Genomic DNA, 26,012 nt, shown 5'->3' on the forward strand with positions numbered 1-26,012 from the left:
GCTTTTAACAGGAGCGCCGTACCCGACAGGCATCCCTCATCGGCGGCCCAGTACGGCTGGCTTTATAGATCAACTACATGGCGCGAAAACTGCTTCCTGGCTCAAGGTCCCACGTCCAACCAGCGAGTGCTTCAATCTGTTGGTCGTCCGATTTAATCAACAGCTCAGTAAACTCTTCCATGATTAGATTTAGATCCTCGACATTATTATCAATGTCTTTAGCTGCCAATAAGTACTTTGAAACCAAAAGCTTTCGAAAAGTATTGATGTCAACCTCAGGGTGAGCACTCGTGACGCGAGTGATGCGGTCAGTGTGCTTGGTCATTGTTGTAGGTATACCGATTAAAAACTAGATTTGAACAGGCCGCTGCATGTAGCTTTCGTTGCTTTTACGGGGATCATTAGACGCACTCAAAGCATCTTTTGAGTTTATTGAAGAGTTCCCATTAAAAAGAAATCAAGAGCTTCAGGGTGATATTTGAGTTTTAATTTCAAGCCTCAAATCGCTAGAAGACTGATCTCGCCTCTGTGCTTCTAAGCCTGAACTCATTGCAAATAATCAGTAGGGCTGACAGGAGGCTCTCGTTTAGAGACGAGACGAGGGGAACGGGAATGCACCTAACGGTTCGCTTGCTGGGTTGTTGTAGGGACAGCTGGTTGGCTTTCAGCTCGAACCTCACTTGACACCTGTGGATTGCGAAAATCGGTGATTGCCGAAATCTCCTCCATGCCGCTGCGTTCTCTGGTGACCAAGTTGCGGGAAACTGCACTCACCGGTGAGCTCGATGAGCGCTCCAGCCGCGCCGATCGTCTGTTGATGCGCGGAGCAGGCCGTTGCAGCCGTGCACTGGTCTCCAGTGCTCTCGCCCAACGTCGAGGCACGCCTCTACTGGTGGTGGTCCCGACGCTGGAGGAAGCAGGGCGTTGGACGGCACTGCTGGAGTTGATGGGCTGGAACCAGGCAAGCCTGTATCCCACCAGCGAAGGTTCTCCCTACGAACCCTTTGATCCCACAAGCGAAATCATCTGGGGACAACTCCAAGTTCTCAGTGATCTGTTGGGTGATCCCGATGCATCGTCATGGGCCATCGTGGCAACGGAACGCTGTCTCCAGCCGCATCTCCCACCTCCAGATGCGTTGAAGAGCACGACTCGCACGCTTCGTAAGGGCGATGAAGTCGATCTGGAAGAGCTGGGCGAAACGTTGGCCCAGCTCGGCTACGAGAGAGTCACAACAATCGAGCAGGAAGGAAGCTGGAGCCGTCGGGGCGACATTGTCGATATCTTTCCGGTTAGCAGTGAGCTGCCTGTTCGGCTTGAGTTTTTCGGCGAAGAACTCGACAAGCTGCGTGAATTTGACCCAGCAAGCCAACGGTCACTTGATTCAGTCGATGCTCTTCGACTGACTCCAACGGGGTTCGGACCACTTGTAGCCGATCAGCTGCGCACGTTGATGCCTGATGGATTGGAGCGACTCCTCGGGGATCAAGCCACAGAACAACTTCTTGACGGTGGCACGCCGGAAGGCATGCGTCGGCTGATGGGCCTGGCTTGGGAGCAACCAGCCTCCCTGCTCGACTACATCCCCGACACCACAACAATCGTCATTGATGAACGTCGCCATGGAGTAGCCCACGGCCAGCAGTGGCTTGCCCACGTTGAAGAGCATCACCTTGAAATGGCTGCTGAGGCAGGTCTCGATCAATCCGAGTGCGAACAGATCTGGCCTGCAGTTCTGCATCGCAACATCGACGCCGCCTATGGGTTGACCGAGGTCTTCCATGGCTTCGACATGGCAGAACTGCTGGAGGTCGACCAGCACCCCAACAGCTTCGATCTGGCCAGCCGACCTGTCCCGGCCTATCCCAACCAATTCGGGAAGCTCGGAGAACTGATCAAGGGATTTCAGACCGAACGCACAGCTGTGTGGTTGATCTCCGCTCAGCCAAGTCGAGCTGTTGCCTTGCTGGAAGAGCACGACTGCATCAGTCGGTTTGTTCCAAACGCGGGAGATACCAACGCCATCTCGCGACTGATTGAGCAGAACACACCCGTTGCTTTGAAAGTGAGGGGGACTGCAGAACTGGAGGGGCTGCAACTGCCGGCTTGGCGGATTGCACTGGTGACAGACCGTGAATTCTTCGGGCAGCAAAGTCTGAGTTCGAGTGGGTACGTCCGTCGTCGACGCAAGGCGGCCAGCCGCACCGTCGACCCCAACAAGATGCGACCCGGGGATTTTGTTGTGCACCGGAACCATGGAATTGGACGGTTCAAAGCTCTGGAAAAACTTGCGATGTCCGGTGACATTCGCGACTACCTCGTGGTTCAGTACGCCGACGGAATTCTCCGCGTCGCAGCCGATCAACTGGGGAGCCTTGGTCGATATCGCGCCACAAGTGAAACGCCGCCTCAGCTCAACCGCATGGGTGGCAGTGCCTGGAACAAAGCCAAGGAACGGGCGAAGAAGGCGGTTCGCAAGGTTGCCCTTGACCTGGTGAAGCTGTACGCGGAACGACAGCAAGCAGCTGGTTTTGCGTTCCCAACAGATGGCCCCTGGCAAGTGGAGATGGAGGACTCATTTCCCTACGAACCAACGCCAGATCAGCTGAAAGCCACATCCGACGTGAAACGGGACATGGAGAAAGAGGAGCCGATGGACCGGCTTGTGTGTGGTGATGTTGGCTTCGGCAAGACGGAAGTCGCTATCCGCGCAATCTTCAAGGCAATCACCGCCGGGAAGCAGGTGGCAATGCTGGCACCGACAACGGTGTTAGCCCAACAGCATTGGCGGACGTTGTCGGAACGCTTTGCGCCCTATCCGATCAAGGTGGCGCTGTTGAATCGCTTCCGCACAGCATCGGAGCGAAAAAACATTCTGGACGGACTCAAGCAAGGAACCATCGATGCGGTGGTGGGAACGCATCAGTTGTTGAGCAAAGGAGCCGCCTTCCAACAACTAGGCCTACTTGTGGTGGACGAAGAACAGCGTTTCGGGGTCAACCAGAAGGAAAAAATCAAAGTGTTGCGGAAGGACGTGGACGTTCTCACGTTGTCGGCAACGCCAATCCCCAGAACGCTGTACATGAGTCTTTCGGGGGTTCGGGAGATGAGCCTGATCACGACGCCACCACCATTGCGTCGCCCGATCAAAACGCACTTGGCCTCACTCGATCCTGAAGCCGTACGTAGCGCCATCCGCCAGGAATTGGATCGAGGGGGACAGGTGTTTTACGTGGTTCCCCGTGTGGAAGGAATCGAAGAGGTGGCCGCTGGCCTAAGAGACATGCTGCCGGGCCTGAAACTGCTGGTGGCCCATGGCCAGATGGCCGAAGGCGAGCTGGAAAGCGCCATGGTGGCTTTCAATGCCGGCGAAGCCGATGTGATGCTTTGCACCACCATTGTTGAAAGTGGCCTGGATATCCCTCGCGTCAACACAATCCTGATTGAGGACGCACACCGTTTTGGCTTGGCCCAGCTGTATCAACTGCGGGGCCGCGTTGGTCGCAGTGGAATTCAGGCCCACGCTTGGCTGTTTTATCCCGGAAACGCCTCGCTGAGCGATAACGCCCGTCAACGACTGCGCGCCATCCAAGAGTTTGCCCAGCTAGGCAGTGGCTATCAGCTCGCCATGAGGGATATGGAGATCCGTGGGGTGGGCAATCTGCTCGGTGTGCAGCAAAGCGGCCAGATGGAAACCATCGGCTTTGATCTCTACATGGAAATGCTGCAGGAATCGCTGGCCGAAATTCAGGGGCAGGACATTCCAAGTGTTGATGACACCCAGGTGGATCTTCCGGTGACCGCCTTCGTACCTGCCGACTGGATCACCGACCCCGACGAGAAAATCGCTGCCTACCGAGCTGCTGCTGATTGCCTAACGGCCGAAGCTCTCGTGGAACTTGCCGCGGGTTGGGCCGATCGCTATGGGGCACTGCCCGCTGCAGTTGTATCTCTTCTCCAGTTGATGGAACTCAAGCTTCTGGCGAAGCGCTGCGGCTTCTCGAGGATCAAACCGGAAAAACCCAACGTGCTGTTCGAGACCCCCATGGAAGAACCGGCATTCCGCTTGCTACGCCAGGGATTACCCCAGCACCTGCACGGCCGTTTGGTTTATCAGGCCGGCAGTGGCATCCAACACAAAGTGATGGCCCGTGGTCTCGGAGTGCTGCCCATGGAGAAGCAACTCGAACAGCTGATGGAGTGGCTTCGATTGATGGCGGCCCAGATTCCCGATGCCGATGGCAAAACCGAGGCGCAGCGCCAAGAGGAGCTGAGTGCCAAGAACGCGGAAGTGGTTGAGGTCTGAGGCCTCAAGTCAATTCTGAGAAAAACGTTACCAACCACGCAATTCTTCGTTACAATGGCTGCAACGAAAACCGTTGGACATGGGTGAATTCGTCGAAATCGGTGCCGGTGGCGTCTCTCTGGAACTGATCAGCGGCGTTTTCTGTGCCACTGCACTCGGTGTCTACGCACTGTTCCAACCTGGAGCGTCCGACGATGACGACTCCAACGGTGGTGGCGGTGGTGGCTTAATGCAGCCAATCTCCTGATTTACGGCAACGCGTAACTCAGATTGGCTTTGCCTGGCTGGAATGTAGTGCCAGCCTTCATTGCTTTGATTTGCTTCAGCAGGGTGCCTTCTGCAGTTCTGTATTGGCTGTCCCTCTGAGTTCCTAAATCATCAATCGAGAAATTTTTGATTTCTTTTTCAGACATCGCTGCAGAGATATCAGGCTGGATCCCGTTCTTATGAATATCCGTTCCTTTGGGCGTTAGATATTTCGCGATTGTGACCGTCAGGCCCGATCCGTCCGCCAGGCCACGCACGGCTTGGACAAGACCTTTGCCGAAGGTTGTCTGACCAACGAGCTGAGCGCGGGAATTGTCTTGAAGTGCGCCGGAAAGAATTTCACTGGCACTGGCAGATCCCTGATCGATCAGCACCACAAGGGGCTTGTCGGTGATCGCGCTGCCCGTCGCACGCCTGACATCGCGAATTCCTTCACGAGTGCGGGTGCTGACGATGGTGCCCTCGTTCAACCATTGCCGTGCAATATCGACGCTGGCCTCAAGCAATCCGCCAGGGTTGCTGCGCAGATCAAGCACATAGCCCTCTGCTCCCTGAGACTCAAGATCCTTGATGGCCTCTCGCATCTCACGAGATGCGTTTGCATTGAACTGCTTAAGCCTGATGTAGCCCACCTTGCGGCCGTTAGGGGCCGTGTTGAGCGTGGACTTCAAGGCATGAATCTCGATGCGCGCCCGTTTCAGCGGCACATTCAGAACCTGACCCTGGCGCCTGAGTCCCAACACCACATCGGTCCCCTCTGGGCCACGGATCAACTTGACAGCGTCTTCGGTGGTCATGCCCTTCGTGGAGGCACCGTCAATCGAAACGATGACATCCTTGGGCTGAACCCCGGCACGGGATGCAGGCGTTCCCTCAATTGGAGAAACAACGATTAACTCCTTGGTGACCTTGTCGAGACTGAGCTGGATGCCAACACCCAACAGCTCTCCCGAAGTGTCAATCTGCATTTCCTTGAACTCCTTCGGATCAAGAAAACGCGTGTAGGGATCATCGAGGCTCGCCAACATGCCACGAATTGCCTCGTAGGAATCAGCACTGCCTCCATAGGACTTGCTCAACAGATCGCTGCGCAGTTGACGCCAAGTCGTCTCGTCGTAGGAGCCCGTGGAATCCAAATAATCGCGATAGACGATCTGCCAGACCTGATCAATCACCTCCTTGGGGCTGTCATGAATCGACCCGCCGGAAGCCGATGGCAGGGAGAACCCCGGAGAGCTGATGCCAATGGCTGTGGCAACTCCTCCGACACCGAGCATCAGGAGCAGTGGAGTCGACCGAACAAAGGAACTCAGGCGCTGACTCCGGACCATGTCCCCTCAGGGCTGAGTCTTCACCCTAACGAGATCAGGCAGGCTCGAACCAGCGACCGTCCTCTTTGATCAACTGGATCAGAGCCTCAACGCCATCAGCTTCCGGAACCTTGCCGATTTCTTCGCGACCGCGATAAAGAGCGATGGTTCCGGGCCCTTTGCCGACATAGCCATAGTCCGCATCAGCCATTTCTCCAGGGCCGTTGACGATGCATCCCATCACGGCGATATCAAGACCCTGCAGATGCTGGGTCGCATCCCTCACTTTGTGCAACACCTCCTCCAGATTGAACAAGGTGCGACCACAACTGGGGCAGGCCACGTACTCGACCATGGTTTTGCGCAGTCCCAGGGACTGGAGGATCGAGTAACAGACAGGAATTTCCTTTTCTGGTGATTCCGTGAGCGAGACCCGCAAGGTGTCGCCGAGACCATCCGCCAACAAAGTGGCGATCCCCGCCGTGCTCTTGATCCTTCCGTAATCTCCATCTCCGGCTTCCGTTACACCCAGATGCAATGGGTAATTGAAGCCTTCCTTGTCCATGGTGTCTGCCATCAGCCGATAGGCCGCAAGCATCACTGGAGCTCGCGAGGCCTTCATCGAAATCACGATGTTGTGGAAATCAAGCTCATGGCAGATCCGAACGAATTCCATCGCTGATTCGACCATTCCCTCAGGGGTGTCCCCGTAGGTGAAGAGCATCCGCTCGGCAAGCGAGCCGTGATTGACCCCAATTCTCAGGGCTTTGTTCTGATCCCGCAGCAGGGTGACTAGGGGTTCAAAGGTCTCGCGGATGCGCGCACCAATGGCCTCGAACTCTTCCTTGGTGAACTCCTGCCGGTCTGGATCGGGTTTATCGAAAACAAAAAGACCTGGATTAATTCGAACCTTGTCGACATGCTTGGCGACTTCCAGGGCGATCTTGATGCCGTTGTGGTGAACATCGGCCACAAGGGGAACCGTGCAACCCTGCGCCCTCAGCGAAGCCCGGATCTTGGCCATGGCTTTGGCATGACCAATGGAAGGGGTGGTCACCCGAACGATTTCGCAGCCGGCCTCTACAAGTCGCAAGATCCCGGCAACCGACCCCTCAATATCGAGAGTGTCCTCATTGATCATCGACTGCACCACGATCGGGTGCTCACTTCCCACAGGCACATCCCCCACCATCACGGTGCGGGTTACACGGCGGTGGATCTTGGTGTCGTAACGCCGATCCAGGGCAGTCATGGAGCTGAGTTGGAAGCAGTCCAAGGCTCGCACAGGCGATGACGAACCGCGGCGAGATCCTGTCGGGTCAGATCTAGGGGAGCACCTGCAGCTTTAGAGGGATTCCGCAGAAGATACGAAGGGTGAAAAATCGGCATCACAGCCCGTCCATTCCAGCTCTGCCACTGGCCGCGTAACTGGGTCATGCCTCCTTTGATCCCGAGGATTGCTTCCACAGCGGTTGCTCCGGTGAGCACAATCACTTTGGGGTTCATGGCCTCAAGTTGAAGATTCAGCCACGGACGGCAGGCGGCCAGCTCTGCTTTCTTCGGTCGCCGGTTATTCGGCGGTCTGCACTTGATGGCATTGCAGATGTACAAATCACGGGAGGGGTCAAGGTCCACCTCCCGTAGCAATTGATCAAGCGCACGTCCGGAGCGACCTACAAAAGGGATGCCCTGGTCATCTTCCTGAGCTCCTGGGGCTTCACCAATCAGCATCAGATCAGCGTTTGGATTGCCGCGACTGATGACGACTGTCTGGCGCGTGCTGGCCAGTTCACAGGCCGTGCAGAGGTGGCAATCCTCCAGGCTTAAACCGGTCATGACATCGAATCAGCAGAGGCCAAGGGAGCCAGCAGCAACAGTGGATTGCCCTCAGGATCCTTGATCCAGGCCTCGGCACCAAAGGCTTCGACCCGCGCTTCCTCCAGAAGTGATCCACCACGCTCAAGGGCCGTGCTGAGAAGACTTTGAAGCTCCGGCAGCGGATCTAGCGATGGATCCAAACGTAAACAAGGAGCCAACGCACGCCCACGCGTGGGAAAAGAGCGCTTGCGCGAGGGCCTGTAGATCTCAAGCCGGGTTCCATTGCCAAACTCAACGACGCAGTGGTGGTCTGCTATCCCAGGAATCAACCTGGCCTGGAACAAGTCGCTGTAAAAGCGGCCAAGGTTGCCGGTGTCATCAGCGGCCAGAACCCAACTGATCTGCATCGCGTTCATTTGTGCGGTGACATCAAGGTTGTCTGCGACACCATTTGAGGCAGGATGATGTCGTTTTAAACGCGCCGCGGGGAGGTGCGTTACTGATGCCACGCCCGCCAGAACTTTCCGATCGGGCCGTGGCCCTGAAACCGTCCTTGACGCTGGAGATCAGTGCCAAGGCCAAAGCGCTCCGCGACAGCGGCAAAGACATCTGCAGCCTTAGTGCAGGAGAACCGGACTTCAACACACCCCCATTCATTGTTGAAGCAGCACAGCGGGCACTCGCATCAGGCTTCACCCGGTACGGCCCCGCATCGGGCGATCCAGATCTACGTGCCGCGCTCGCACACAAACTGACTGTTGAAAACGAGATTCCAACCCAACCTGAGCAGGTTCTGATTACCAATGGCGGGAAGCAGGCGATCTACAACCTGTTCCAGGTTCTGCTCAATCCCGGCGATGAGGTGCTGCTCTCTGCTCCTTACTGGCTGAGCTACCCGGAGATGGCTGCCCTGGCTGGTGCCAGCACAACCATCATCCCCACGAAAGCTGATGAGGGATTCCACCTGGATCTCGACTTGCTGGAGCAGCAAATCACCACTCGCAGCCGTCTTCTGGTGATCAATTCACCCGGAAACCCCAGCGGTCAGGTCATGCCACGGGCCGAGCTCGAGGCTCTCGCCGAACTTGTGGCCCGTCACCCCCAGCTGATGGTGATGAGCGATGAGATCTATGAATATCTCCTGGCTGACGGCCAACAGCACTGCAGCTTTGCTGCGATTGCCGAGGAGATCCGCGATCGTTGTTTCACCGTGAATGGTTTTGCCAAAGGCTGGGCCATGACGGGCTGGCGCCTGGGATACCTCGCCGGTGATGCAGCCGTCATCAAGGCCGCCTCAGCACTTCAGAGCCAGAGCACCAGCAATGTGTGCAGCTTTGCCCAACGGGGTGCCTTGGCTGCGATTGAGGGATCCAGGGACTGCGTTCGAGAGATGGCGATCAGTTACAACCATCGGCGCACGTTGCTCACAGAAGGACTACTAGCGCTGGATGGCATCACATTGACTCCTCCGCAGGGTGCCTTTTATGCCTTCCCGCGCCTGCCCGACGGGGCACCAGATTCCATGGAGTTTTGTCGCCAAGCCCTCGAACAGGAAGGCCTGGCTGTCGTCCCAGGCCTCGCCTTCGGCGACGACCGTTGCATCCGTCTGTCGTGTGCCGTATCGGATGAGACGATCAACGATGGTCTGAAGCGTCTGAAGCGACTGCTCAGTGCCATCTGACCCACTCTGATCCTCTACGACCTCTGTATGTCTGTACGAGAACAGCGGGCCGTGATCGCCACCAGCCTGATCACTGGCCTGGCCATCGCGGCCAGTTTGATCAGCTGTAGTGCTCCTGAAAAAGACGCCAAACAGGCCGTCTTGCAGATCGGAGCCATCCCAGACCAGAACCCGGAGAAACTGAATCGCCTCTACGGCGCGCTCTCAGAGGAACTCAGCGAAAAGCTGGAGGTTCCCGTTCGTTATGCACCGGTCAGTAATTACGCAGCGGCGGTCAGCGCCTTCCGCACCGGCAGCCTTGATCTGGTGTGGTTCGGCGGACTCACCGGCGTGCAAGCAAGGCTTCAGACGCCTGGCGCTCGCGTGCTGGCACAACGGGATATAGATGCCGAATTCACCAGCGTGTTCATCGCCAATGGTGCAAGTGGTTTACGCCCCTTTACCAGTGCAGACCAACTGGTTGAGCTGAAAGGACGCCGCCTGGCTTTCGGTTCACAGAGTTCCACCTCAGGCCGCCTGATGCCCCAGTACTTCATGGGGGAAAACGGCGTAAAACCTGACGATCTCGCGGGAGGAGCTCCCGGCTTTAGTGGTAGCCACGACGCCACGATCGCCGTGGTGCAGAGCGGTGCCTATGAGGTGGGTGCCTTGAATGAGCAGGTCTGGCGCAGCAATGTGAAGGACGGTCGTGTTGACCCAGACAAGGTGAAGGTGATCTGGAGGACACCGCCCTACGTGGATTACCACTGGGTTGTGCGCCCCGATCTTGATGCTCGCTTTGGCGATGGCTTCACCGACAACCTGCAATCCACGTTGTTGGAGCTATCGGCAGAGACAGAAAATGGTGCCGCGATTCTGGAGTTGTTCGGTGCTGAACGCTTTATCCCTGCTGAGGACGGCGACTACGTGATGATCGAAACTGTGGGTCGGCAGCTCGGCAAGATCCGTTGACGGCTCTGCTGGAGCTGACCCAAGCCTGTCTGGGTCAACGGCTCCAAACAATCACATTGACGCTTCGCGCGGATGAGCGGGTGGTTTTGCTCGGTGCCAGTGGCGCCGGCAAAACCACTCTCTTGAAGCTCTGCAACGGGGCCTTGAGACCCGATGCTGGATCGGTGCACTGGTGTGGGCAACCCCATCAACACCTGTCGCGGCGGCAACAGCGGCGCATCGGCACGCTCTGGCAGGACCTTCGCCTGGTGGAGGAACTGAGTGTCATCCAGAACATCAACAGTGGAGCCCTCGGACGCCATGGTCTGCTCTGGGCTCTTCGAAACTTGATGGGTCCCCTCGAACAGGACTGCTGTCTCGAGGTGATGAACCAGGTCAATCTGGATGCCTCACTCTTAAATCAGCCCGTTCGAGAGCTTTCGGGAGGTCAGCGCCAACGGGTAGCCCTGGCCCGCTTGCTGCGTCAGCTGCCTGAAATGGTTTTGGCTGACGAGCCCCTTTCGGCTCTCGATCCCACCCTTGCGGACGATGTCCTCAACACTCTTCTGCTTTTACCGGCGTGCCTGATCAGCCTGCATCGCCCCGATCTAATTCATCGATTTGATCGGGTTTTGGGGCTTCGTCATGGTGCCTTGGTGATCGATGCGGCCCCGGAGACGATTCATCGTGATCAGATGGAATGGCTGTACGCATCACACTGAAACCGGCGCTGCCGCTTATCCCACTGCTACCTGGCCTGAGCCTGCTTGGCATCGTGGCTGTGCTGTTCAGGGACGGTCATGGCGGAGGGCTGCCTCTTCTGCAGGAGTTCGCGGCTGCAGCGGTGCATCCGTCACTCGATCCCGTTGTGTTGGGAAGCTTGCTGAACGGACTTCAAATCACCCTGGTCATCGCGTTGCTGTCGTGGGGAATCAGCAGTGTTCTCGGCGTGGGACTCGGTCTCCTCTGCTCCATCACCGTTTCGGAGATTGTGACGGGTGTGAGCTGGCCAGCAGTGCTTCTGCGTCGCTGCCTGGCCCCCCTGCGAGCTGTTCATGAACTGATTTGGGGGCTGTTGTTGCTCCAGGTGTTCGGGCTGAATGGCTGGGTTGCTGTCTGCGCTATCGCCATTCCCTACACGGTGCTGATGGCGCGTGTGATTGCTGATCAGGTGGACTGTCATGTCTCCCCTGCCCTCCCCGTGCTCAAGGGCAGCGGCGCCGCACCATGGGCCGTCATCTTCACGGGGCTTTTTCCTCCCCTGGCGCAGCCGCTTTGCAACCACGTTGGCCACCGACTCGACTGCGCGCTTCGCTCAGCACTCATTCTTGGCGTGTTCGGCCTCGGTGGCTTGGGTACGGACCTCAGCCTCAGCCTGCGCTCGCTCCAGTTTCAGGAGATGTGGAGTGGCCTGTGGTTGCTGGCCATCGCCATGGTGATTCTCGATCGTTGCCTTCGAATGCTGCGTGGCTGGTCGCGGATGCTGATCATTCCAGTGCTGAGCCCTTTGATCGCCATCGCCTGGGGCACACACCTGGATCTGCAGCTGTCATGGCCTGTCGGCCAGTGGTCTGTGCTCTTCGCCAACGTGATGGATGGGTCGCAAGGCCTGAGTGCTGCCCTTGAGATCTCTTGGCCCGCGGTGATTGCATCAACGTTATGGATCACTCTGATCGCCGGTTGCATTGCCACGGGCTTGCCTCCTCTGCTGCTTCTGGCTTGGCCTGGTCAGACCAACCTCCGGATCCAGGAGTTGCTGTGGGGAGCGTTGCGACTACTCCCGGCCCCGCTCACAGCACTGCTGTTGCTGATGTTGGCCAAACCGAGTCTGGCCCTTGCAGGGCTGGCCCTTGGGCTTCACCACAGCGGTGTGATGGGACGGGTGTTGATGGACGACATTCGAAACACAGGGTTGCGTTCCGCCCAGACGCTGAAGTCCTGCGGCGCTTCCCCACGGGTTAGCTGGCTCTATGGACCGCTGGCTGATGTCAGCCGCCCCTACCTCACTTATGCGATTTATCGAATCGATGTAATCCTGCGCGACACCGCAATCATCGGACTAGTCGGGGGAGCCGGCCTTGGCTGGCAACTGATGGAAGCCCTCAGTTCCTTTCACTGGTGGTTGGTGTTTTGGATCGTGCTGACATCTGCTGTGCTCACGCTGCTGGGTGAGAGCCTGGGCGAACGTCTTCAGGGGAGCTGGAACAGCCGAGCCATGGCGTTATGAGCAGTTCAAACGAAGCCCCCCGTCAGTTGATCGTGTTGGGGGACAGTGGGGTGCATGGATGGGGGGACCGAGAGGAGGGCGGCTGGTGCCAGAGGCTTCGCATGCGCTGGATGAATCTGCCTGCTGCTCCAGTCGTCTATCCACTGGGCGTACGCGGAGACGGCTTGGAACGCGTCGCGTCCCGTTGGCGGAGCGAGTGGTCCTGTCGCGGAGAACTGCGCCGACAGACACCTGGCGGGTTACTACTCAGTGTTGGGCTCAATGACACAGCCAGAGTTGGTCGGATCGACGGCAGACCGCAGCTAGAGGTAGATGCCTATGCCTTCGGCATCAGCCAGCTCCTCGGTGAAATGAAGCGGGAGATTCAGGTCTTTGTTCTGGGCCTCACCGCAGTGGATGAGCACGTCATGCCTTTTGCCGGCTGCCTCTGGTACACCAATCGGCAGATCGCAGCGACAGAAGCAGCCTTGGCGGAACAATGTCGCGAGGCGGATGTTCCCTTCCTGCCCGTGCATCAGGAGATGCAGGAGGAGCCCAACTGGTTGACCTGGATGGAACCCGATGGGATTCATCTCAACGCCGAAGGACACCGCTGGCTGGACCAGCGCCTGGATCAGTGGGCGCCGTTACGCCAATGGGCCGGACTCGCTCTGCATAACACATCAACACCTATCAGCATGTAAACGACCCCCACGAGAACGACTAATGTGTGGGCCTCCTGACATTGGTGATCAGACTTGGGACCTGACCGCTCTGCAGAACGCGCTTCCGGCAATCACCCTGCCCAGCGCAAAACCACACTCAAGTGGGACGACAACGGTGAACTGACTGCCGTTGATATGGCACGGATTATTGACAGGCTCACCCAGCCAGAGCTTCGACGTTGCGATCTGGACCCGACCTGAAACTCAGCTTGGCGCCATCGCCTGCTTTGCGGACTGGTAGAAGCTCAGATCAATGTCAGAGCGTCCTTCTGAATTCGCCATCGCCTCAACGCGTTTGCGTACAGCAGGACGCACGAAGAAAGGAACATCTTTTTTAAGGGCTGCCAGGGCATCTGGTTGCCAGTCCATCCGACCAAAACCGTTGCACCCATGATCCGGCACGAACGTGCCGAATTGCGGCACCAAAGGGGCGACCGGTTGAAAGCGAAGCATTGAACCGTTGGATCAGTTGCACTGATCCCTTGATTTCACAACGTCACCTGCGGCAGGAATCCCGCCGCGTGCTGCCCCCCTGCATTGCGCGGCGCAATCAACAGGTGCTTGAACACCTCGGTCTGGCCCACTGTGCGGCCCGTCGCCAACAGAAACGCGGGCCTGAGGAATTTGACGACCTCATTCAGGAGTCGCGGTTTGGGTTGATTCGAGGTCTTGATCTGTTTGATCCACAACGGGGCATCCGACCCAGCAGCTATCTCCTTTCTCGAGCCACAGGTCAGATCCTTCATTACCGCCGCGATCGTGCCCGAACCATTCGGATTCCCTGGAGGTTGCGGGATCTGTACGCCGCAGGGAAGAAGATTCAACGTGAACGCGAACAGAACCAGGAACCTGCCCTCAGTGATCAGGCTCTTGCCGCAGAACTGTCTGTACGCCCTGAACGGTGGGCCGCTGCCGTTCAGAGCCATGGGGCTAGCCAGGTCTTCGACCTGAGTGCCAGCCATATGGAACCAACACAACCTTGCGAGGACGATGAGCAACTGAGCTGGTTGAAAAGCGTTCTGCACCAAGTGGACGGCATGCCGGGCAAGGTGTTGCAGGCCCACTTGATCGAACGCAAGAGCATCAAAGACCTGTCTGAAGCCTTGAACTGCAGCCGTGTCTCCTTGCGGATTCATCTGAAAGTGGGACTAAAGCTCCTGAGGCAATGGGCCCAGCGCGATGGTCTGATGCCCATCCAGACAAGCTGATCAAAGCGCCATCAGCAACATGGCCAGGAGAGCGGCCAGCAGGGTCTGGAGAGCATTGACCAGCTCATTGCTCAACCAGGCCACGCGATCCTGCACCAGGGCGCCAAGCAGGCTTTCGGCAAGGGTGGCCAGCAGACCAACCACCATCACCAGCCCAGCCAAGGGCCAAGAGGGAAGCAGCTGAAGCGCCAGCATCACGAGGGTCATCACAATGCTGCCGACGGCACTCGCCAGCGTTCCCTCAAGGCTGATGGCCCCCTCCGTTCCCGGCGGAACCGGGCGCAGGCTAGTGATTAAAATCGTGGTGCGACCGAAGCGTTTGCCGATCTCGCTGCCAAAGGTATCGGCGAGCTTGGCGGCAAAACTTGCGGCAAAACCAACCATCAGCAGTGCGCGGGGCTCGACACCGGCGCCGATGAGCAACGCCAGCAACGCTCCAACCGCTGCCGAACCCCAGACATTTTCTGGGCCCCGCTGACCACCGCGGGCTTCGGCGAGGCCGCGGCTCTGCTTGTTCTGAAAACCGATCTTGGTGACCAGAGTTCCCAGGCTGAGGTATGCCACAACGGCAAGCCAGCCCGACCAACCAAGACAACCCCAAAGGATCGTGCCTAGCGCTGCCGCATGAACCCAGCCACTACGGGTGAGCAAGGGTGTTCGCTGCGCCAAAGCAATCAAGACCGTGTTCACCACCAGGGCCTGAATCCAGAGTCCAGACATCACACCGTGTTGCAGTGCCCTAAGCATCTCCTGCCTTCGGGCTTAGCAGAGGGAGAATCGTTTTCGTTCGTTCTCTGGTCGACCGGATGGTGTTCAACAGAAACAAGGGCTTTTTCCTCACCCTGGATGACGCCGCCGCTCCGGCCACCCTTGAGGTGCCTCAGAAAGAGGCTTCCCAGGAGAAGCAAGCAACACCTGAGCCCTCGGTAGCCACCACCAAGCTGGAGGCTCCCAAGCCCACAGCCACTGCTCCTGCGGCTGCTCCCAAGGCTGCTCCTGTTGCCAAGGCTGCTCCTGTTGCTGAACCCAAGGGTGAAGACCGTCCGCAGTCCTCATCTGGGATGACCACTGCGGAAGCCATCGCAGCGGAACTCGCCGCAGCGGACGCATCACGTCCTGCCGTTACTTACACAACCTTCGCTCCGAGCAACCTCGCCCCAGGTGGCGGATTGCGCCAGCGCAGCCGTCGTCCCGGAGCCGCTCTGAAATCCTTCCGAGGAATTGCCCAGGATCTGTTCAAGAGCTGATCAGCCCATCGCGCCAACGCACCAGTTCCACCGCACCCGCAACCGCCGCTGTGGAACTTCGCAGGATCGACGATCCCAGCTGGATGGGATGAACGCTTGCTTCGGTAAGCAATCTTTTCTCCGCGGTCGTCCAACCTCCTTCCGGACCGATCACCAACCAGGTGAGTTGAAGGGGGTCGCCCTTTTGGACCAACCATTGATTCAACGCCGGAGGTTCTATCTCACGGGTCACACCCACCAGACGCTGGCCTTGGTCATCTCCCATCCATTGGGATAACTCCTCCACAGCAAGCAGCTGTGGCATCCACAACCGCTCGCACTGTTCCACAGCTTCACGAACGATGGAGGCCCAGCGCTCCGGTCGATGTTCGGCCTGGGGAACACAGCGCTCACAACGGATTGGCTGAATGCGATCAATGCCGAGCTCGCAAGCCATCCGGATCACCTCATCCATCCCCCGCCGCATCAGGGCCACGGCCAAACCAAGCTGAGGTTGAGGCGGCGCCTCAATGTGTACCGCGGTCGGGTCGATCTCAAGCAGGTTGGATTCCAGCAGTGTTGCGACTGATAGACGACCGCAACCATCGGTGACATCCACCCGTCCACCACAGCGCAAACGCAACACCCGCCTGAGGTAATGCTGCTCTTCGGTGTTGAGCAGCACTGGGGCACCGGCCATCAAACGATCCGGCGTCAGGAGCAGCCTGCGGCGTTCAGCCACCAGCAGGGAAAACGCTGTCGGGATGCTCTTCCACGGGCCAATTTTCGTTGATCCCGCCAACGACAAGCTCCTCGAGCTGCACCACGTCGGAATCCAACTGGCGTAGCGCATTGATCAGCACGTCAATCGCGACACCATCCGAGGTCCCGAGATCCACCCAGCAACGTCCCCATTCCTGCTGGTATTCCAGCTGCCCCATGTTGTGCATCAGGGCCGGCATCGCCGACTCAGCAGCAGCATCGTCATAGGTCATCCAACTCAGATCAGCCCCTGCGTCATGGACCTGAAGGTTCTCGGCATTGAAGCCACCGAGACGTCCGATGACATACCAGCTATCGAACACACCATCGACATAATTCCGCTCCCCTTGACTGGGTGGTTCCGAGAATCGAATCCACAACCAGCAATTGAAGGGATCGACTTCACGAAAACGAATGTCCATGGGGCCATTGCGACAGCTGCATCATCGTTCAAGCTGATCAAATGCTCGAGCTCTCAGGCATCACCTATGCACCCGCGACGGCTGACGCTCGCATCCTGGACGGTGTCAGTTTTCAGACGCAAAAGGGACGACCGCTTCTGATCGCTGGAGCCAGTGGATCTGGCAAAACCTCGCTGTTGGAGATCATCAGCGGACTGGCGTCGCCAACATCCGGCAGCATCCACTGGAATGGCAGTTCCATGAAACGCCGGCAGCTTCGCTGGCTTTGCGGCATCGTCTTCCAGTTTCCGGAACGCCATTTCCTCGGCCTGAGCGTCACTCAGGAACTGCGTCTAGGGCATCGCCGACTCGGCCATGAGCAGGAAAACAACGTGCTAGCACGCGTCGGACTCAGCCAAATCGGAACCACGACGGCTCCGGAACGACTGAGCGGCGGTCAACAACGGCGGCTCGCCCTTGCCGTTCAAATGCTCCGAGGAGCTGAAGTTTTGCTGCTGGACGAACCCACCGCAGGCTTGGATTGGTCGGTCCGTCGCGACGTGCTCGATTTACTCGCCAACCTGGCCCATGAGCAAGTGCTGATCGTGGTCACCCACGAACCTGAGCTCTTCCAGGACTGGGACTGCCAGCGACTGCGCTTGCAGGGCGGTCGGCTCGAACCGATGACTACATTGCCCTGAGCTTCCGAGAGGACATGGCCGACCGGCTGGTACGCGCAACAGCCGCTGAAGGCGGTATCCGGTTGGTCGCGGTCTCAACAACAAACATCCTGCGGGAGGCAAGGGAGCGCCATGGGCTGTCGTTCCTCACCAGCGTGATGCTCGGACGAGCCATGACTGCTGGCCTGATGCTGGCCAGTTCGATGAAGGTTCGCCACGCACGGGTGAATCTTCGTTTTGGCTCAGACGGACCGATCAAAGGCTTGATGGTGGATGCCGGTCGCAATGGAACTGTTCGCGGCTACGTCGGAGAGCCTGCTCTTGAACTCGATCCCATCAAGGACGAGACAGGCCATTTCAGCTTCAACTTCAAGGAGGCTGCTGGCACCGGCTATCTCCATGTCATGCGTGACGACGGGAAGGGTGAACCCTTCAACAGCACGGTTGAGCTGGTGAGTGGTGGCATTGGCGAGGATGTTGCCTCCTATCTGCTGCACTCCGAACAAACCCCTTCCGCCGTGTTTGTGGGGGAACAGATCAACAGCCAAGGCATCCATGCCAGTGGTGGGCTCCTGGTTCAGATCCTTCCCAAAGCTGCCGAAGAGCCGGCGTTGGTTGAGCTGATTGAACAGCGTTGCCGCGAAATTTCAGGGTTCAGTCAGCGGCTTGCCGAAAGTGGCGACCAGCTTGAGGACCTTCTTCGGGATGTTTTTCCCGACCTTGATCCCAAGCCCCTCGACGACGCCGAAGCAAGTCAGGAACTTCGTTTCTTTTGCCCCTGCAGCCGTGAACGCAGCAAGGCTGCTCTACTGCTGCTCGGCAGACAGGAGCTCTCTGATATGCGTGACAAGGATGGAGGCGCCGAGCTGACCTGCCATTTCTGCAGCAACCGCTATGACGTCAGTGCTGCGGAACTGCAGGAGTTGATTGATGCGTTGCCGGAAGCCGCCTGAGGCTTAAGCCAGAAAAAGAGCAGCAGCCCATAGCAAGAGACCAGCCGGCAGTGCTTGGATCTGAAGAGGACTAAGCGCCAGCTGCTCGAAAGCGGTGGGAGACAGCGCCAGATTCAACAATGAGCCTGCAGCCAAACCAATGCTCAGCACGAGCAATGTCCATCCCAGGGATGCCAGCGGGCGACGACCACGGCGGATCTGACTGAGGAAAACACCGATCGTGGCCAGAGCAAGAACAAGCTGAATGCTGGCGGCAGAGATCACCAGAAGAACGACGGCGATGATCCCGGCGATGATTCGCACTGAACGCCCCTGCCCCTCCACCAGGGCCCAGTCCGGCTTGAGGCCGGAGAGAGATTGGGAGGGATCCGGCAACTTGTTGCGGAGGTTCGCAAAGACATTGGTCATCGGAACCTGGGCAGGCAGCGAAGGCAGCGATCCTGCGGACGCCTCCCGCTCAGATGCTGTCGCTGCTGCTGCGCTGACTTGACCCTGCTGACGGTCACGGAGACGGGCCATCAAAACAGCGTCATAAGCCGCCTCGATTTTTGCCCTGGCCTGATCATCTCCTGAGACTTCGGCCAGACATCGAACCTTGGCTGCTTGAACCTGTTCAAAACCAGCATCACGACTCAGGCCGAGACGAACGAAAGGATCATCCGAGCTTGCGTCGGGACCAGATTCACCAAGGGCTGCCATCGAGTCGATCCGGTTCTTCAGATGAGCGTATCGGGGACCGTTCAGAACAGGGGCGCACCGTGACGAAAACCTTCGCTTCGCTCTAGCCGGCTGCGGCAACTGAGGGCATCAACGCGGTTCAACCAGGAACGACGCTTGATCAACGGCATTTGTGGAGGCAGGTGGTACCCCTCGAGCATTTCCACTGATTCGTCATCGCCGCGAAAACACACGTATTCAGTGCCACCGTCAGCGTTGTTCTTCAGCAGCCAGAACGTACTCACGAGAGTTGTCGTCGCAGCACGATTCTGGCGAGCGGGACGCGCAGGTGTGGGTGAGGCGACCCACTGCGGACAACGACGCAAGGGTCAAAGACTGATCGGCTCCACTCCACTCACCACAGGGGCAACACTGCTGAGTTCAAGATCGGGATGATCCTCCTTGAGTTGGTTGAGATTCCACTCGTTCTTGAACAGCAGAACAGGACGATTCCAAGCATCGCGGACGGCTTTGCAATTGAAAATCCGACCCACCTTGTCGAGTTCGGTCCATCCGCCGTTGATCCAACGCGCGACCTGGAAAGCCATTGGCTCCAGACGAGTTTCCACGCCGTATTCATTTTCGAGCCGGTGCTGAACAACCTCGAGTTGAAGTTGTCCGACAGCGGCCAAAATCGGATCCCGCTTGCTCTCATCCGTGTCGTAGAGGATCTGCACCGCCCCCTCTTCCCGAAGCTCGTTCACCCCTTTACGGAAATTTTTGAATGCCGAAGGGTTGGGGTTCCGCAGCCAGCTAAAAATCTCCGGACTGAAACAGGGAATGCCCTCATATTCGACTTTTGACCCCACATAAAGTGTGTCTCCAATGGAAAACATGCCCGGATTGTTGAGACCGATCACGTCTCCCGGATAGGCATCCTCGACAACGGCTCGGTCTTGACCAAAGAGCTTTTGGGGTCGTGAAAGGCGAATGGCCTTGCCCGTGCGGGCATGCTTCACCGTCATGTCCTTTTCGAAACGACCACTGCAGACCCGGACGAAGGCCACACGGTCGCGATGCCTGGGGTCCATGTTGGCCTGGAGCTTGAACACGAAGCCGCTGAAACCCTCCCGCAGCGGATCCACCAGGCCGTCGCTGCTGGATCGGGCGATGGGTCGTTGCGCCATCTCGAGAAAGGCATCGAGGAAAGGGCGAACCCCAAAGTTGGTCATGGCTGAGCCAAAGAACACCGGAGTGAGCTCACCGGCATGAACCATCTCGATATCAAGCTCGGCTCCAGCCACATCCAGCAATTCCATCTCTTCAATGGCCAGGTCCAGGAGCTCGGCTTCCACCAGCTCCCGCAGTTCTGGATCCTCCAAAGAAAGGCGTTGCTCGCTGGCCTGTTTACCCCGCTCAGCGCGAGTAAACAGAACCACTTCACGGCTGCGACGGTCGATCACACCGCGAAATTGCTCCCCACTGCCGATGGGCCAGTTCACGGCCCAGGGTGTCAGACCTAACTCCGACTCAATCTCATCGAGCAGGGTGAGCGGTTCCCGACCCGGTCGGTCCATCTTGTTGATGAAGGTGAAAATCGGGATCTGACGCATGCGGCAGACCTCGAACAACTTCCGGGTCTGAGGCTCGAGACCTTTGGCGGCGTCCTCAAGCATCACGGCATTATCTGCCGCAGCCAGGGTGCGATAAGTGTCTTCAGAAAAATCTTGGTGACCTGGGGTATCCAGGAGATTGATGGTGGTGGAGTCGTAATCGAACTGAAGCACCGTTGAGGTGATGGAGATCCCGCGTTGTTTCTCCAGTTCCATCCAGTCGGAGGTCACCTTGCGCTGTTCACCCCGCGCTTTCACGGCACCGGCCTGCTGAATGGCACCGCCATAGAGCAGCAATTTCTCGGTGAGTGTCGTTTTTCCCGCGTCAGGGTGGGAAATGATTGCAAAGTTGCGACGGCGATCCACCGCCGAGGCCAGAACTTCGGTCAGATCGCCGTCGGTGGTCACTTGACTGCCGCTCATCGGATTTCAGGAGTCCACTAAGCCTGACACCACCAGATAACGGTCGTCCTCCGCGGCAACCGCCAACTGGTCGAGACCCACCGTGCGGAGCTCCGCGGTGACCTCCTGAGGCTCGAAGGCCGCTGCTAGAGAGGCGGCGAAGTCGTGCTGCAACACCCGTGGAGCAGACGGAAGGTGCTTCAACAACAGTTGCTGGACCTCAGCAGACGACGCCGGCCGCCGAAGATCTCGATGAAAAACTCGGCAACCAGGAGCAGCCAAACCTCGGGTGACCTTCCAAAGAAGGTCGGGTTGATGCAAGTGATGCAAGAGGCTGTTGCTGACAACCAAATCAGCCTTCCCCAGAAGAGTTCCTTGCAGAACCTCCTGGAGGGTCAGACAAAGGAACGAAATTTCCAGGCTTTGCCGCTGCGCCCGTTGGCGGGCCAAGACCAACATGGCTTCTGCACCATCAATGCCAATGATTCGTGCATGGGGAAAGAGTTCGGCAAGCCGAAGCGTGATGTTGCCCGGTCCGCAACCCAGATCAACCACCAGCGGCTCAGGCGGCAAAGGTGATGTGCGATCGATGAGCTGCTGGACCCCCTCAACAGTGGTGCGATCGCCTGAACTGAAGTCAGCGGCGGCATAGGCCTGAACCTGCGCATCACCATTCATCAACTCAGGCTCTAAGCACCGCTGCATCATTTGCTGCTGATTCAGAGGCCAGTTTGAACGGGACACTGTTGATGGTGGTGAAGAGACCTTGCCGCCACCATTGGTGGCGTTAGGGTTTCGCTACTTGTCCTTTGATCCAGCACCGCACGTGACTCTCACCCCAAACCGTGTGGAGACCTCTGCGGGACCTGTCGCCGGGTTCGGCGACTTCCCCGCAACGGCACCAGCTGCCAACCCGGTCTTCTACCGCACCTACAGTCGGAAAACCCCTGGTGGCCGTGAGAGCTGGAGTCAGGTCGGCAGCAGAAACCTCGAAGGTCTCCGTCAGTTGGGCAACCTCAATACCGAGGAAGTTGCCCTCTTGGCACGCATGCAAGCCGAGAAGAAAGCTCTTCCCTCAGGCCGCTGGCTGTGGATCGGTGGAACCCGGTGGATCGAACAGCCCGAGAACTTCTCCGGCTCATACAACTGCACCTCCACCAACCTCGTCGACTGGAAGGCCTTCAGTCTGATGATGGACCTGGCGATGATGGGCTGCGGTACGGGCGCCATCATTGAGCCGCACCTGATCGATCGGCTTCCTGTGGTGCGCAACACCCTTGAAGTCCTCAGCGTCAGCGACATCGGCATTACACCAGCAGCCGAGCGTCAGGATGCCTGCAGCCACAGCATTGATGGCAACAAGGTGAGCATCAAGGTGGGCGACACCCGCCGCGGCTGGGTGGACAGTTATCAGCTCATGTTGGAGCTCAGCAGCGATGAACGCTTCAACGGCGATCCGATTCAGATCGTTGTAGACCTCAGCGATGTGCGCCCCGTCGGGGAAACCCTGAAAGGTTTCGGCGGCATGGCCAATCCTGTGAAGTTGAAGGATCTCTACGGTCGTGTGGCCCGACTGCTCAACAAGGCCAAAGGACGCCGCCTGACTTCGGTGGAGTGCTGCTTACTCATCGACGAAGCCGCTGTCACGATCGTTGCCGGCAACATTCGTCGCAGTGCTGGCATGCGTCAGTTCGCTGCCGATGACTTGGCCGCGGCTTCCTCCAAGGACAACCTCTGGCAGCAAGACGAGGACGGCAACTGGCGGATCGATCCCGAGCGTGATGCGCTCCGAATGGCCAATCACACCCGCGTTTATCACACACGACCCACCAAAGAGGTGGTGCACGCGGCGGTGACCAAGCAGTTCCAATCGGGGGAAGGCGCCATCCAGTTCGCCCCCGAAGCCATTGCACGCTCCAATGCCGATCTGCTCAGCACCCCTGAACTGCGCAGTGAGTTCATCGAGATTTACTGCGACCAAGGTCGCGAAGAGGCCGGTCGTTGGCTGGCCGACAACCATGGCCCCATCGGAACCGAGGAGCTGGAGCACCGCCTCAGCCGTTATGGGCTGAACCCCTGTGGCGAAATCCTCGGTGCCGACTTCCACTGCAACCTCGCCGAGGTGCATCTCAACCAGATCGACCCCAGCGATGAGGAAGGGCAGGCCGACGCCTTCCGCGCTGGAGCCCTGTCGGTGGCCTGTCTGCTCAACCATCGCTTCGAGGTTGAGCGTTATCGCCAGAGCCGTGAGTGGGACCCGATCGTGGGTGTCAGCTTCACGGGTCTGTTCGACTTCTTTGTACATGCCTTCGGATCTGAATGGCTGCGCTGGTGGGAAGCCGGACGCCCTGAGACCGAGGAAGGCCTTCGCTTCAAGGAGCAGGAAGCCGCATACCTGAGCCGCTGGAAAGAGATCGTTAATCAAACGGTTTGGGACTACTGCGACCGCCAGGGCCTACGGCGTCCCAACCGCTGCACCACCGTTCAGCCTGCAGGCACGAAGAGCCTGCTCACCGGAGCAGCCCCTGGCTGGCATCCCCCCAAGGCTCAGCGTTTCATCCGTCGGATCACCTTCCGTAAGGACGATCCTGTGGCCATGGCGTGCATGGACTACGGCTACACCGTCGTGCCGTCACAGTCCGACAAGGACGAGGACGGTCGTTTGCTGAACGATCCCTTTGATCCCCGCTGCACCGAATGGTTGGTGGAGATCCCGACCGAGGTGAGCTGGGCGAATCTGCCTGGAGCTGATGCCGTGGACATCAATGGCTTTAGTGCCATGGCTCAATTCGATTTCTACATGCAGGTGCAACGGCATTACACCGCTCACAACACCTCAGCCACGATCGAATTCAGGGAGCACGAAATTGAACCCTTGGCCGACGCTCTGCATCAGGCGATGGAGAACGGAGAGGGCTACATCTCTGCGGCACTCCTGGCCCGATTCGATGCCAATGCCACCTTCCCCCGATTGCCTTTTGAGCCAATCGATTTGGCCACATATGAGGAGCTGCAATCCGCTGTAGTGAAGCGTCGTGTCAGCATTGATTTCTTCGAGGCGCTACAGCGTTACGACCAGGGCGAGCTAACCGAAGCGGGCCCTGCCGGTTGTGATTCAGACAAGTGCCTGCTCCCACTGGCCAAGCCTGAGAGCTGACACCTCATCACGTCCCGATAGAGTTGTTAGGTGTCTTCCGAGGCACCTGACACCCTCTGGAGAGGTGGTCGAGTGGTTTATGGCTCTGGTCTTGAAAACCAGCGTGTCTTCACGGGCACCGTGGGTTCGAATCCCACCCTCTCCGCTTTCAACTACAAAGCACCCAGCGAGTGCTGGAAAGCATTTGGCGGACATCCGCAACATTCCATTAATCGCCAGAACGAACGACCTCTGCTCAGCATCCATACCCACCGGGACGACTTCACGGATCTAAGGAATTTGGACGCTTAGCCGCTATTGCCACCAGGCAGCTCCCTAGCTATCAGTACACTTGTACTGCACGCCAGGTAAGAGATGTCCGTTGATCACAGCATCCTCACCGTCAAAGCTGACGCCCCATACCTGTTTGTCCGCCCTGGACACTTCGTGATCGTTGGTGGTGACCACATCGAACAGGGTGATTGGTGGATGGGCCAGGTGATTTTTTGCGAGGGAAGCGCTCGTCACCCCAAGATCCCGTCCCTGTTCCAGGTGGCTGATGTCGATACAGGAGCGATCAAGTGGATTAATGCCGACGAGGTGACGGATGTGATTTGGTCAATGGATGGATGGCCTACCAGCACCCCCATTTACGAAAAGCACAAGGGATGAGGTCACGAGAAACGTGCCTTCTCCGAACAGCTGGAGGCTGATTGCAAGGGGGGAGACATTGCCGAACATCCACACACTGGTGACGGATCACTGATTGGCATCACCAGCAATTCAGGAGATCTTGCAGACTCCTGCTGATGCATGGGTTTGTTGTGCTGGGTGAATCGCGTCTCAGTGCAGCGGAATGGCGGTTCGCCCTCACGTCATTTACGGCCAAGGTGGCGGTCTTCTGGTTGATTGAGCTGGCGTTCTGTGAATGGGATCCGCAAAGGCGAGTTTGCGATCTGGTGGAGAAGGGCTTCGTCCCCTGCCTAATCACGTATGCGGTGATGGATTTTCTGGTGATTCCGACACTCCGGCGACGCTGGCACCGTTGATGGAAGTGCTGGGCAGCCCAGCGCTATCAGCACTCCGTTGAACATTCGATCAGGGCGTCAGTAACGCACTCCCTTCCACCACAACAGGCATTGCATTGACGGCCTCAACAGACAACCAAGCTCCAGGAGCATGATAGATCGAAAATACTGTTGAAGTATCAAAGAAATGTTTGTGGTCGACGGCGATGCACCACCGGAGCGATTCGACCACGTTCATACCTTGATAGGCATGGAGACAATATGGAGTTCAGCACCAAATCTCTTAACAAAGAACGGACTTGACCCCAGTCGAAGCAAGGGTCAAATCTCAGCTCTCGTCGGACATCGCTCTGCCCGGCTTCCAAGCCCCTATAGCAGCTTTGGCACGACCACTATGAGCCGAAAAGTGCGGGATTTCGTCGAAGCCAGCGACAATTTTTCGACATTCACAAATTCCGTTCGAGTCTCGGAATGATTCCCCTCTAGATGGCCTAGCCATGGTCGGCTAAATAGGACGCCTAGACGCTCGTCAGACTCAATCCGTCAGCAGACGAGGCTTCGCTGACGGGCCAAAGCAGCACGGAAAATCTCTGCGGAACCAAATCGCAGGCGATACAGCGTTCAGGCTTTGGCACTTAGTAGAAAGTATGTATGCCGAATGATGGACCGGAACCGGTTCTTGCAATCGATCAGGAAGGAGTGG

The 26,012-nt window shown here is 57.9% G+C and carries 28 protein-coding genes and 1 tRNA gene; 16 read left to right on the forward strand and 13 right to left on the reverse strand.

The window, feature by feature from the left end:
* Positions 1 to 73 precede the first annotated feature (73 nt).
* Positions 74 to 325: a hypothetical protein gene (locus FZZ92_RS03615; protein WP_226422593.1), complete on the reverse strand. Its 252-nt coding sequence runs from the start codon at positions 323 to 325 to the stop codon at positions 74 to 76.
* A gap of 402 nt (positions 326 to 727) precedes the next feature.
* Between FZZ92_RS03615 and mfd the strand changes: the two genes are divergently transcribed.
* Positions 728 to 4,306 carry a transcription-repair coupling factor gene (gene mfd, locus FZZ92_RS03620; RefSeq protein WP_226397672.1) on the forward strand — a complete coding sequence of 1,193 codons (3,579 nt, stop codon included), beginning with the start codon at positions 728 to 730 and terminating at the stop codon, positions 4,304 to 4,306.
* 79 nt (positions 4,307 to 4,385) lie between these two features.
* A complete protein-coding gene (locus tag FZZ92_RS03625) occupies positions 4,386 to 4,553 on the forward strand; it encodes a hypothetical protein (protein ID WP_006849887.1) in 168 nt (55 codons plus the stop codon).
* A 1-nt stretch (position 4,554) separates the two neighbouring features.
* Here the strand turns inward: FZZ92_RS03625 and FZZ92_RS03630 are convergent, their stop codons facing one another.
* From FZZ92_RS03630 to FZZ92_RS03645, 4 genes are read right to left on the reverse strand one after another with little or no spacing between them, the layout of a single operon-like run.
* Positions 4,555 to 5,904 carry a S41 family peptidase gene (locus FZZ92_RS03630; protein ID WP_226422594.1) on the reverse strand — a complete coding sequence of 450 codons (1,350 nt, stop codon included), beginning with the start codon at positions 5,902 to 5,904 and terminating at the stop codon, positions 4,555 to 4,557.
* A gap of 34 nt (positions 5,905 to 5,938) precedes the next feature.
* Positions 5,939 to 7,135 (reverse strand): (E)-4-hydroxy-3-methylbut-2-enyl-diphosphate synthase, encoded by a 1,197-nt coding sequence (ispG, locus tag FZZ92_RS03635; RefSeq protein WP_226422595.1) that lies wholly within the window; start codon positions 7,133 to 7,135, stop codon positions 5,939 to 5,941.
* Complete coding sequence (locus FZZ92_RS03640; protein WP_226422596.1) at positions 7,132 to 7,719, reverse strand: uracil-DNA glycosylase; 588 nt, start codon at positions 7,717 to 7,719, stop codon at positions 7,132 to 7,134. Before FZZ92_RS03640 ends, ispG begins: the two co-directional genes overlap by 4 nt.
* Entirely contained in the window at positions 7,716 to 8,117 is a 402-nt protein-coding gene (locus FZZ92_RS03645) for a VOC family protein (protein WP_226422597.1), read from the reverse strand. The genes FZZ92_RS03640 and FZZ92_RS03645 overlap by 4 nt, the downstream gene beginning before the upstream one ends.
* 86 nt (positions 8,118 to 8,203) lie before the next feature.
* On the opposite strand from FZZ92_RS03645, the gene FZZ92_RS03650 reads away from it, so the two are divergent.
* Genes FZZ92_RS03650 through FZZ92_RS03675 form a run of 6 tightly spaced genes read left to right on the forward strand, consistent with a single transcriptional unit; the run spans position 8,204 to position 13,444 of the window.
* Positions 8,204 to 9,382, forward strand: a complete 1,179-nt coding sequence (locus tag FZZ92_RS03650; RefSeq protein ID WP_226397676.1) for a pyridoxal phosphate-dependent aminotransferase — start codon at positions 8,204 to 8,206, stop codon at positions 9,380 to 9,382.
* Between the two features lie 27 nt (positions 9,383 to 9,409).
* The gene (locus tag FZZ92_RS03655) at positions 9,410 to 10,333 is read left to right on the forward strand and encodes a putative selenate ABC transporter substrate-binding protein (protein WP_226422598.1); all 924 of its coding nucleotides are present in this window, start codon (positions 9,410 to 9,412) and stop codon (positions 10,331 to 10,333) included.
* A complete protein-coding gene (locus tag FZZ92_RS03660; RefSeq protein ID WP_226397678.1) occupies positions 10,330 to 11,034 on the forward strand; it encodes a phosphonate ABC transporter ATP-binding protein in 705 nt (234 codons plus the stop codon). Before FZZ92_RS03655 ends, FZZ92_RS03660 begins: the two co-directional genes overlap by 4 nt.
* Positions 11,013 to 12,539: an ABC transporter permease gene (locus FZZ92_RS03665; RefSeq protein ID WP_226422599.1), complete on the forward strand. Its 1,527-nt coding sequence runs from the start codon at positions 11,013 to 11,015 to the stop codon at positions 12,537 to 12,539. The genes FZZ92_RS03660 and FZZ92_RS03665 overlap by 22 nt, the downstream gene beginning before the upstream one ends.
* On the forward strand, positions 12,536 to 13,222 hold the full coding sequence (locus FZZ92_RS03670) for a GDSL-type esterase/lipase family protein (protein WP_226422600.1): 687 nt from the start codon (positions 12,536 to 12,538) through the stop codon (positions 13,220 to 13,222). Before FZZ92_RS03665 ends, FZZ92_RS03670 begins: the two co-directional genes overlap by 4 nt.
* Before the next feature lie 54 nt (positions 13,223 to 13,276).
* Positions 13,277 to 13,444 carry a hypothetical protein gene (locus FZZ92_RS03675; RefSeq protein WP_170952109.1) on the forward strand — a complete coding sequence of 56 codons (168 nt, stop codon included), beginning with the start codon at positions 13,277 to 13,279 and terminating at the stop codon, positions 13,442 to 13,444.
* 3 nt (positions 13,445 to 13,447) lie between these two features.
* Here the strand turns inward: FZZ92_RS03675 and FZZ92_RS03680 are convergent, their stop codons facing one another.
* The gene (locus FZZ92_RS03680) at positions 13,448 to 13,696 is read right to left on the reverse strand and encodes a PCP reductase family protein (protein ID WP_370630769.1); all 249 of its coding nucleotides are present in this window, start codon (positions 13,694 to 13,696) and stop codon (positions 13,448 to 13,450) included.
* A gap of 29 nt (positions 13,697 to 13,725) precedes the next feature.
* Here FZZ92_RS03680 and FZZ92_RS03685 point away from each other — a divergent pair, with 29 nt between their 5' ends.
* Positions 13,726 to 14,451, forward strand: a complete 726-nt coding sequence (locus FZZ92_RS03685) for a sigma-70 family RNA polymerase sigma factor (RefSeq protein ID WP_226397681.1) — start codon at positions 13,726 to 13,728, stop codon at positions 14,449 to 14,451.
* On the opposite strand, the gene FZZ92_RS03690 is transcribed toward FZZ92_RS03685, so the two are convergent.
* Complete coding sequence (locus FZZ92_RS03690; protein WP_226422601.1) at positions 14,452 to 15,171, reverse strand: TIGR00297 family protein; 720 nt, start codon at positions 15,169 to 15,171, stop codon at positions 14,452 to 14,454.
* A gap of 86 nt (positions 15,172 to 15,257) precedes the next feature.
* Between FZZ92_RS03690 and FZZ92_RS03695 the strand changes: the two genes are divergently transcribed.
* Positions 15,258 to 15,698, forward strand: a complete 441-nt coding sequence (locus FZZ92_RS03695; RefSeq protein ID WP_226397683.1) for a hypothetical protein — start codon at positions 15,258 to 15,260, stop codon at positions 15,696 to 15,698.
* Here the strand turns inward: FZZ92_RS03695 and FZZ92_RS03700 are convergent.
* Together FZZ92_RS03700 and FZZ92_RS03705 are read right to left on the reverse strand one after the other, a co-directional pair.
* Positions 15,688 to 16,419 carry a 16S rRNA (uracil(1498)-N(3))-methyltransferase gene (locus FZZ92_RS03700; RefSeq protein ID WP_226422602.1) on the reverse strand — a complete coding sequence of 244 codons (732 nt, stop codon included), beginning with the start codon at positions 16,417 to 16,419 and terminating at the stop codon, positions 15,688 to 15,690. The genes FZZ92_RS03695 and FZZ92_RS03700 overlap by 11 nt on opposite strands.
* Complete coding sequence (locus tag FZZ92_RS03705; RefSeq protein ID WP_115023212.1) at positions 16,412 to 16,861, reverse strand: DUF3531 family protein; 450 nt, start codon at positions 16,859 to 16,861, stop codon at positions 16,412 to 16,414. Before FZZ92_RS03705 ends, FZZ92_RS03700 begins: the two co-directional genes overlap by 8 nt.
* Before the next feature lie 41 nt (positions 16,862 to 16,902).
* Here FZZ92_RS03705 and FZZ92_RS03710 point away from each other — a divergent pair, with 41 nt between their 5' ends.
* The gene (locus FZZ92_RS03710; RefSeq protein ID WP_226422603.1) at positions 16,903 to 17,541 is read left to right on the forward strand and encodes an ABC transporter ATP-binding protein; all 639 of its coding nucleotides are present in this window, start codon (positions 16,903 to 16,905) and stop codon (positions 17,539 to 17,541) included.
* 14 nt (positions 17,542 to 17,555) lie between these two features.
* Positions 17,556 to 18,473 (forward strand): Hsp33 family molecular chaperone HslO, encoded by a 918-nt coding sequence (gene hslO, locus FZZ92_RS03715; RefSeq protein ID WP_226397686.1) that lies wholly within the window; start codon positions 17,556 to 17,558, stop codon positions 18,471 to 18,473.
* Between the two features lie 3 nt (positions 18,474 to 18,476).
* On the opposite strand, the gene FZZ92_RS03720 is transcribed toward hslO, so the two are convergent.
* From FZZ92_RS03720 to FZZ92_RS03735, 4 genes are all read right to left on the reverse strand, one after another.
* The gene (locus FZZ92_RS03720; RefSeq protein WP_226397687.1) at positions 18,477 to 19,172 is read right to left on the reverse strand and encodes a CPP1-like family protein; all 696 of its coding nucleotides are present in this window, start codon (positions 19,170 to 19,172) and stop codon (positions 18,477 to 18,479) included.
* Between the two features lie 41 nt (positions 19,173 to 19,213).
* Positions 19,214 to 19,435, reverse strand: coding sequence for a hypothetical protein (locus tag FZZ92_RS03725; protein WP_166018412.1), 222 nt, complete (start codon positions 19,433 to 19,435; stop codon positions 19,214 to 19,216).
* Between the two features lie 84 nt (positions 19,436 to 19,519).
* The gene (locus FZZ92_RS03730) at positions 19,520 to 21,166 is read right to left on the reverse strand and encodes a peptide chain release factor 3 (RefSeq protein ID WP_226422604.1); all 1,647 of its coding nucleotides are present in this window, start codon (positions 21,164 to 21,166) and stop codon (positions 19,520 to 19,522) included.
* 6 nt (positions 21,167 to 21,172) lie between these two features.
* Complete coding sequence (locus FZZ92_RS03735) at positions 21,173 to 21,853, reverse strand: class I SAM-dependent methyltransferase (protein ID WP_226397769.1); 681 nt, start codon at positions 21,851 to 21,853, stop codon at positions 21,173 to 21,175.
* A 118-nt stretch (positions 21,854 to 21,971) separates the two neighbouring features.
* On the opposite strand from FZZ92_RS03735, the gene nrdJ reads away from it, so the two are divergent.
* From nrdJ to FZZ92_RS03755, 4 genes are all read left to right on the forward strand, one after another.
* Positions 21,972 to 24,302, forward strand: coding sequence for a ribonucleoside-triphosphate reductase, adenosylcobalamin-dependent (nrdJ, locus tag FZZ92_RS03740; protein WP_226422605.1), 2,331 nt, complete (start codon positions 21,972 to 21,974; stop codon positions 24,300 to 24,302).
* A 58-nt stretch (positions 24,303 to 24,360) separates the two neighbouring features.
* A tRNA-Ser gene (locus FZZ92_RS03745) sits at positions 24,361 to 24,447 on the forward strand.
* 209 nt (positions 24,448 to 24,656) lie between these two features.
* Positions 24,657 to 24,953 (forward strand): DUF3104 domain-containing protein, encoded by a 297-nt coding sequence (locus FZZ92_RS03750; protein WP_226397691.1) that lies wholly within the window; start codon positions 24,657 to 24,659, stop codon positions 24,951 to 24,953.
* 137 nt (positions 24,954 to 25,090) lie between these two features.
* On the forward strand, positions 25,091 to 25,330 hold the full coding sequence (locus tag FZZ92_RS03755; protein WP_226397692.1) for a hypothetical protein: 240 nt from the start codon (positions 25,091 to 25,093) through the stop codon (positions 25,328 to 25,330).
* Positions 25,331 to 26,012: the final 682 nt, after the last annotated feature.

Source organism: Synechococcus sp. MU1611, from assembly GCF_020514255.1.
Lineage (GTDB): Bacteria > Cyanobacteriota > Cyanobacteriia > PCC-6307 > Cyanobiaceae > Parasynechococcus.

Excerpts from the sequence above, each read along its gene's own strand:
- FZZ92_RS03615 (WP_226422593.1), bottom strand. The coding sequence starts at position 325 with ATGACCAAGCACACTGACCGCATCACTCGCGTCACGAGTGCTCACCCT.
- mfd (WP_226397672.1), top strand. The coding sequence starts at position 728 with ATGCCGCTGCGTTCTCTGGTGACCAAGTTGCGGGAAACTGCACTCACC.
- FZZ92_RS03625 (WP_006849887.1), top strand. The coding sequence starts at position 4,386 with ATGGGTGAATTCGTCGAAATCGGTGCCGGTGGCGTCTCTCTGGAACTG.
- FZZ92_RS03630 (WP_226422594.1), bottom strand. The coding sequence starts at position 5,904 with ATGGTCCGGAGTCAGCGCCTGAGTTCCTTTGTTCGGTCGACTCCACTG.
- ispG (WP_226422595.1), bottom strand. The coding sequence starts at position 7,135 with ATGACTGCCCTGGATCGGCGTTACGACACCAAGATCCACCGCCGTGTA.
- FZZ92_RS03640 (WP_226422596.1), bottom strand. The coding sequence starts at position 7,719 with ATGACCGGTTTAAGCCTGGAGGATTGCCACCTCTGCACGGCCTGTGAA.
- FZZ92_RS03645 (WP_226422597.1), bottom strand. The coding sequence starts at position 8,117 with ATGAACGCGATGCAGATCAGTTGGGTTCTGGCCGCTGATGACACCGGC.
- FZZ92_RS03650 (WP_226397676.1), top strand. The coding sequence starts at position 8,204 with ATGCCACGCCCGCCAGAACTTTCCGATCGGGCCGTGGCCCTGAAACCG.
- FZZ92_RS03655 (WP_226422598.1), top strand. The coding sequence starts at position 9,410 with ATGTCTGTACGAGAACAGCGGGCCGTGATCGCCACCAGCCTGATCACT.
- FZZ92_RS03665 (WP_226422599.1), top strand. The coding sequence starts at position 11,013 with ATGGCTGTACGCATCACACTGAAACCGGCGCTGCCGCTTATCCCACTG.
- FZZ92_RS03670 (WP_226422600.1), top strand. The coding sequence starts at position 12,536 with ATGAGCAGTTCAAACGAAGCCCCCCGTCAGTTGATCGTGTTGGGGGAC.
- FZZ92_RS03680 (WP_370630769.1), bottom strand. The coding sequence starts at position 13,696 with ATGCTTCGCTTTCAACCGGTCGCCCCTTTGGTGCCGCAATTCGGCACG.
- FZZ92_RS03690 (WP_226422601.1), bottom strand. The coding sequence starts at position 15,171 with ATGTCTGGACTCTGGATTCAGGCCCTGGTGGTGAACACGGTCTTGATT.
- FZZ92_RS03695 (WP_226397683.1), top strand. The coding sequence starts at position 15,258 with ATGGTGTTCAACAGAAACAAGGGCTTTTTCCTCACCCTGGATGACGCC.
- FZZ92_RS03705 (WP_115023212.1), bottom strand. The coding sequence starts at position 16,861 with ATGGACATTCGTTTTCGTGAAGTCGATCCCTTCAATTGCTGGTTGTGG.
- FZZ92_RS03710 (WP_226422603.1), top strand. The coding sequence starts at position 16,903 with ATGCTCGAGCTCTCAGGCATCACCTATGCACCCGCGACGGCTGACGCT.
- hslO (WP_226397686.1), top strand. The coding sequence starts at position 17,556 with ATGGCCGACCGGCTGGTACGCGCAACAGCCGCTGAAGGCGGTATCCGG.
- FZZ92_RS03720 (WP_226397687.1), bottom strand. The coding sequence starts at position 19,172 with ATGGCAGCCCTTGGTGAATCTGGTCCCGACGCAAGCTCGGATGATCCT.
- FZZ92_RS03730 (WP_226422604.1), bottom strand. The coding sequence starts at position 21,166 with ATGAGCGGCAGTCAAGTGACCACCGACGGCGATCTGACCGAAGTTCTG.
- FZZ92_RS03735 (WP_226397769.1), bottom strand. The coding sequence starts at position 21,853 with ATGATGCAGCGGTGCTTAGAGCCTGAGTTGATGAATGGTGATGCGCAG.
- FZZ92_RS03750 (WP_226397691.1), top strand. The coding sequence starts at position 24,657 with ATGTCCGTTGATCACAGCATCCTCACCGTCAAAGCTGACGCCCCATAC.
- FZZ92_RS03755 (WP_226397692.1), top strand. The coding sequence starts at position 25,091 with ATGCATGGGTTTGTTGTGCTGGGTGAATCGCGTCTCAGTGCAGCGGAA.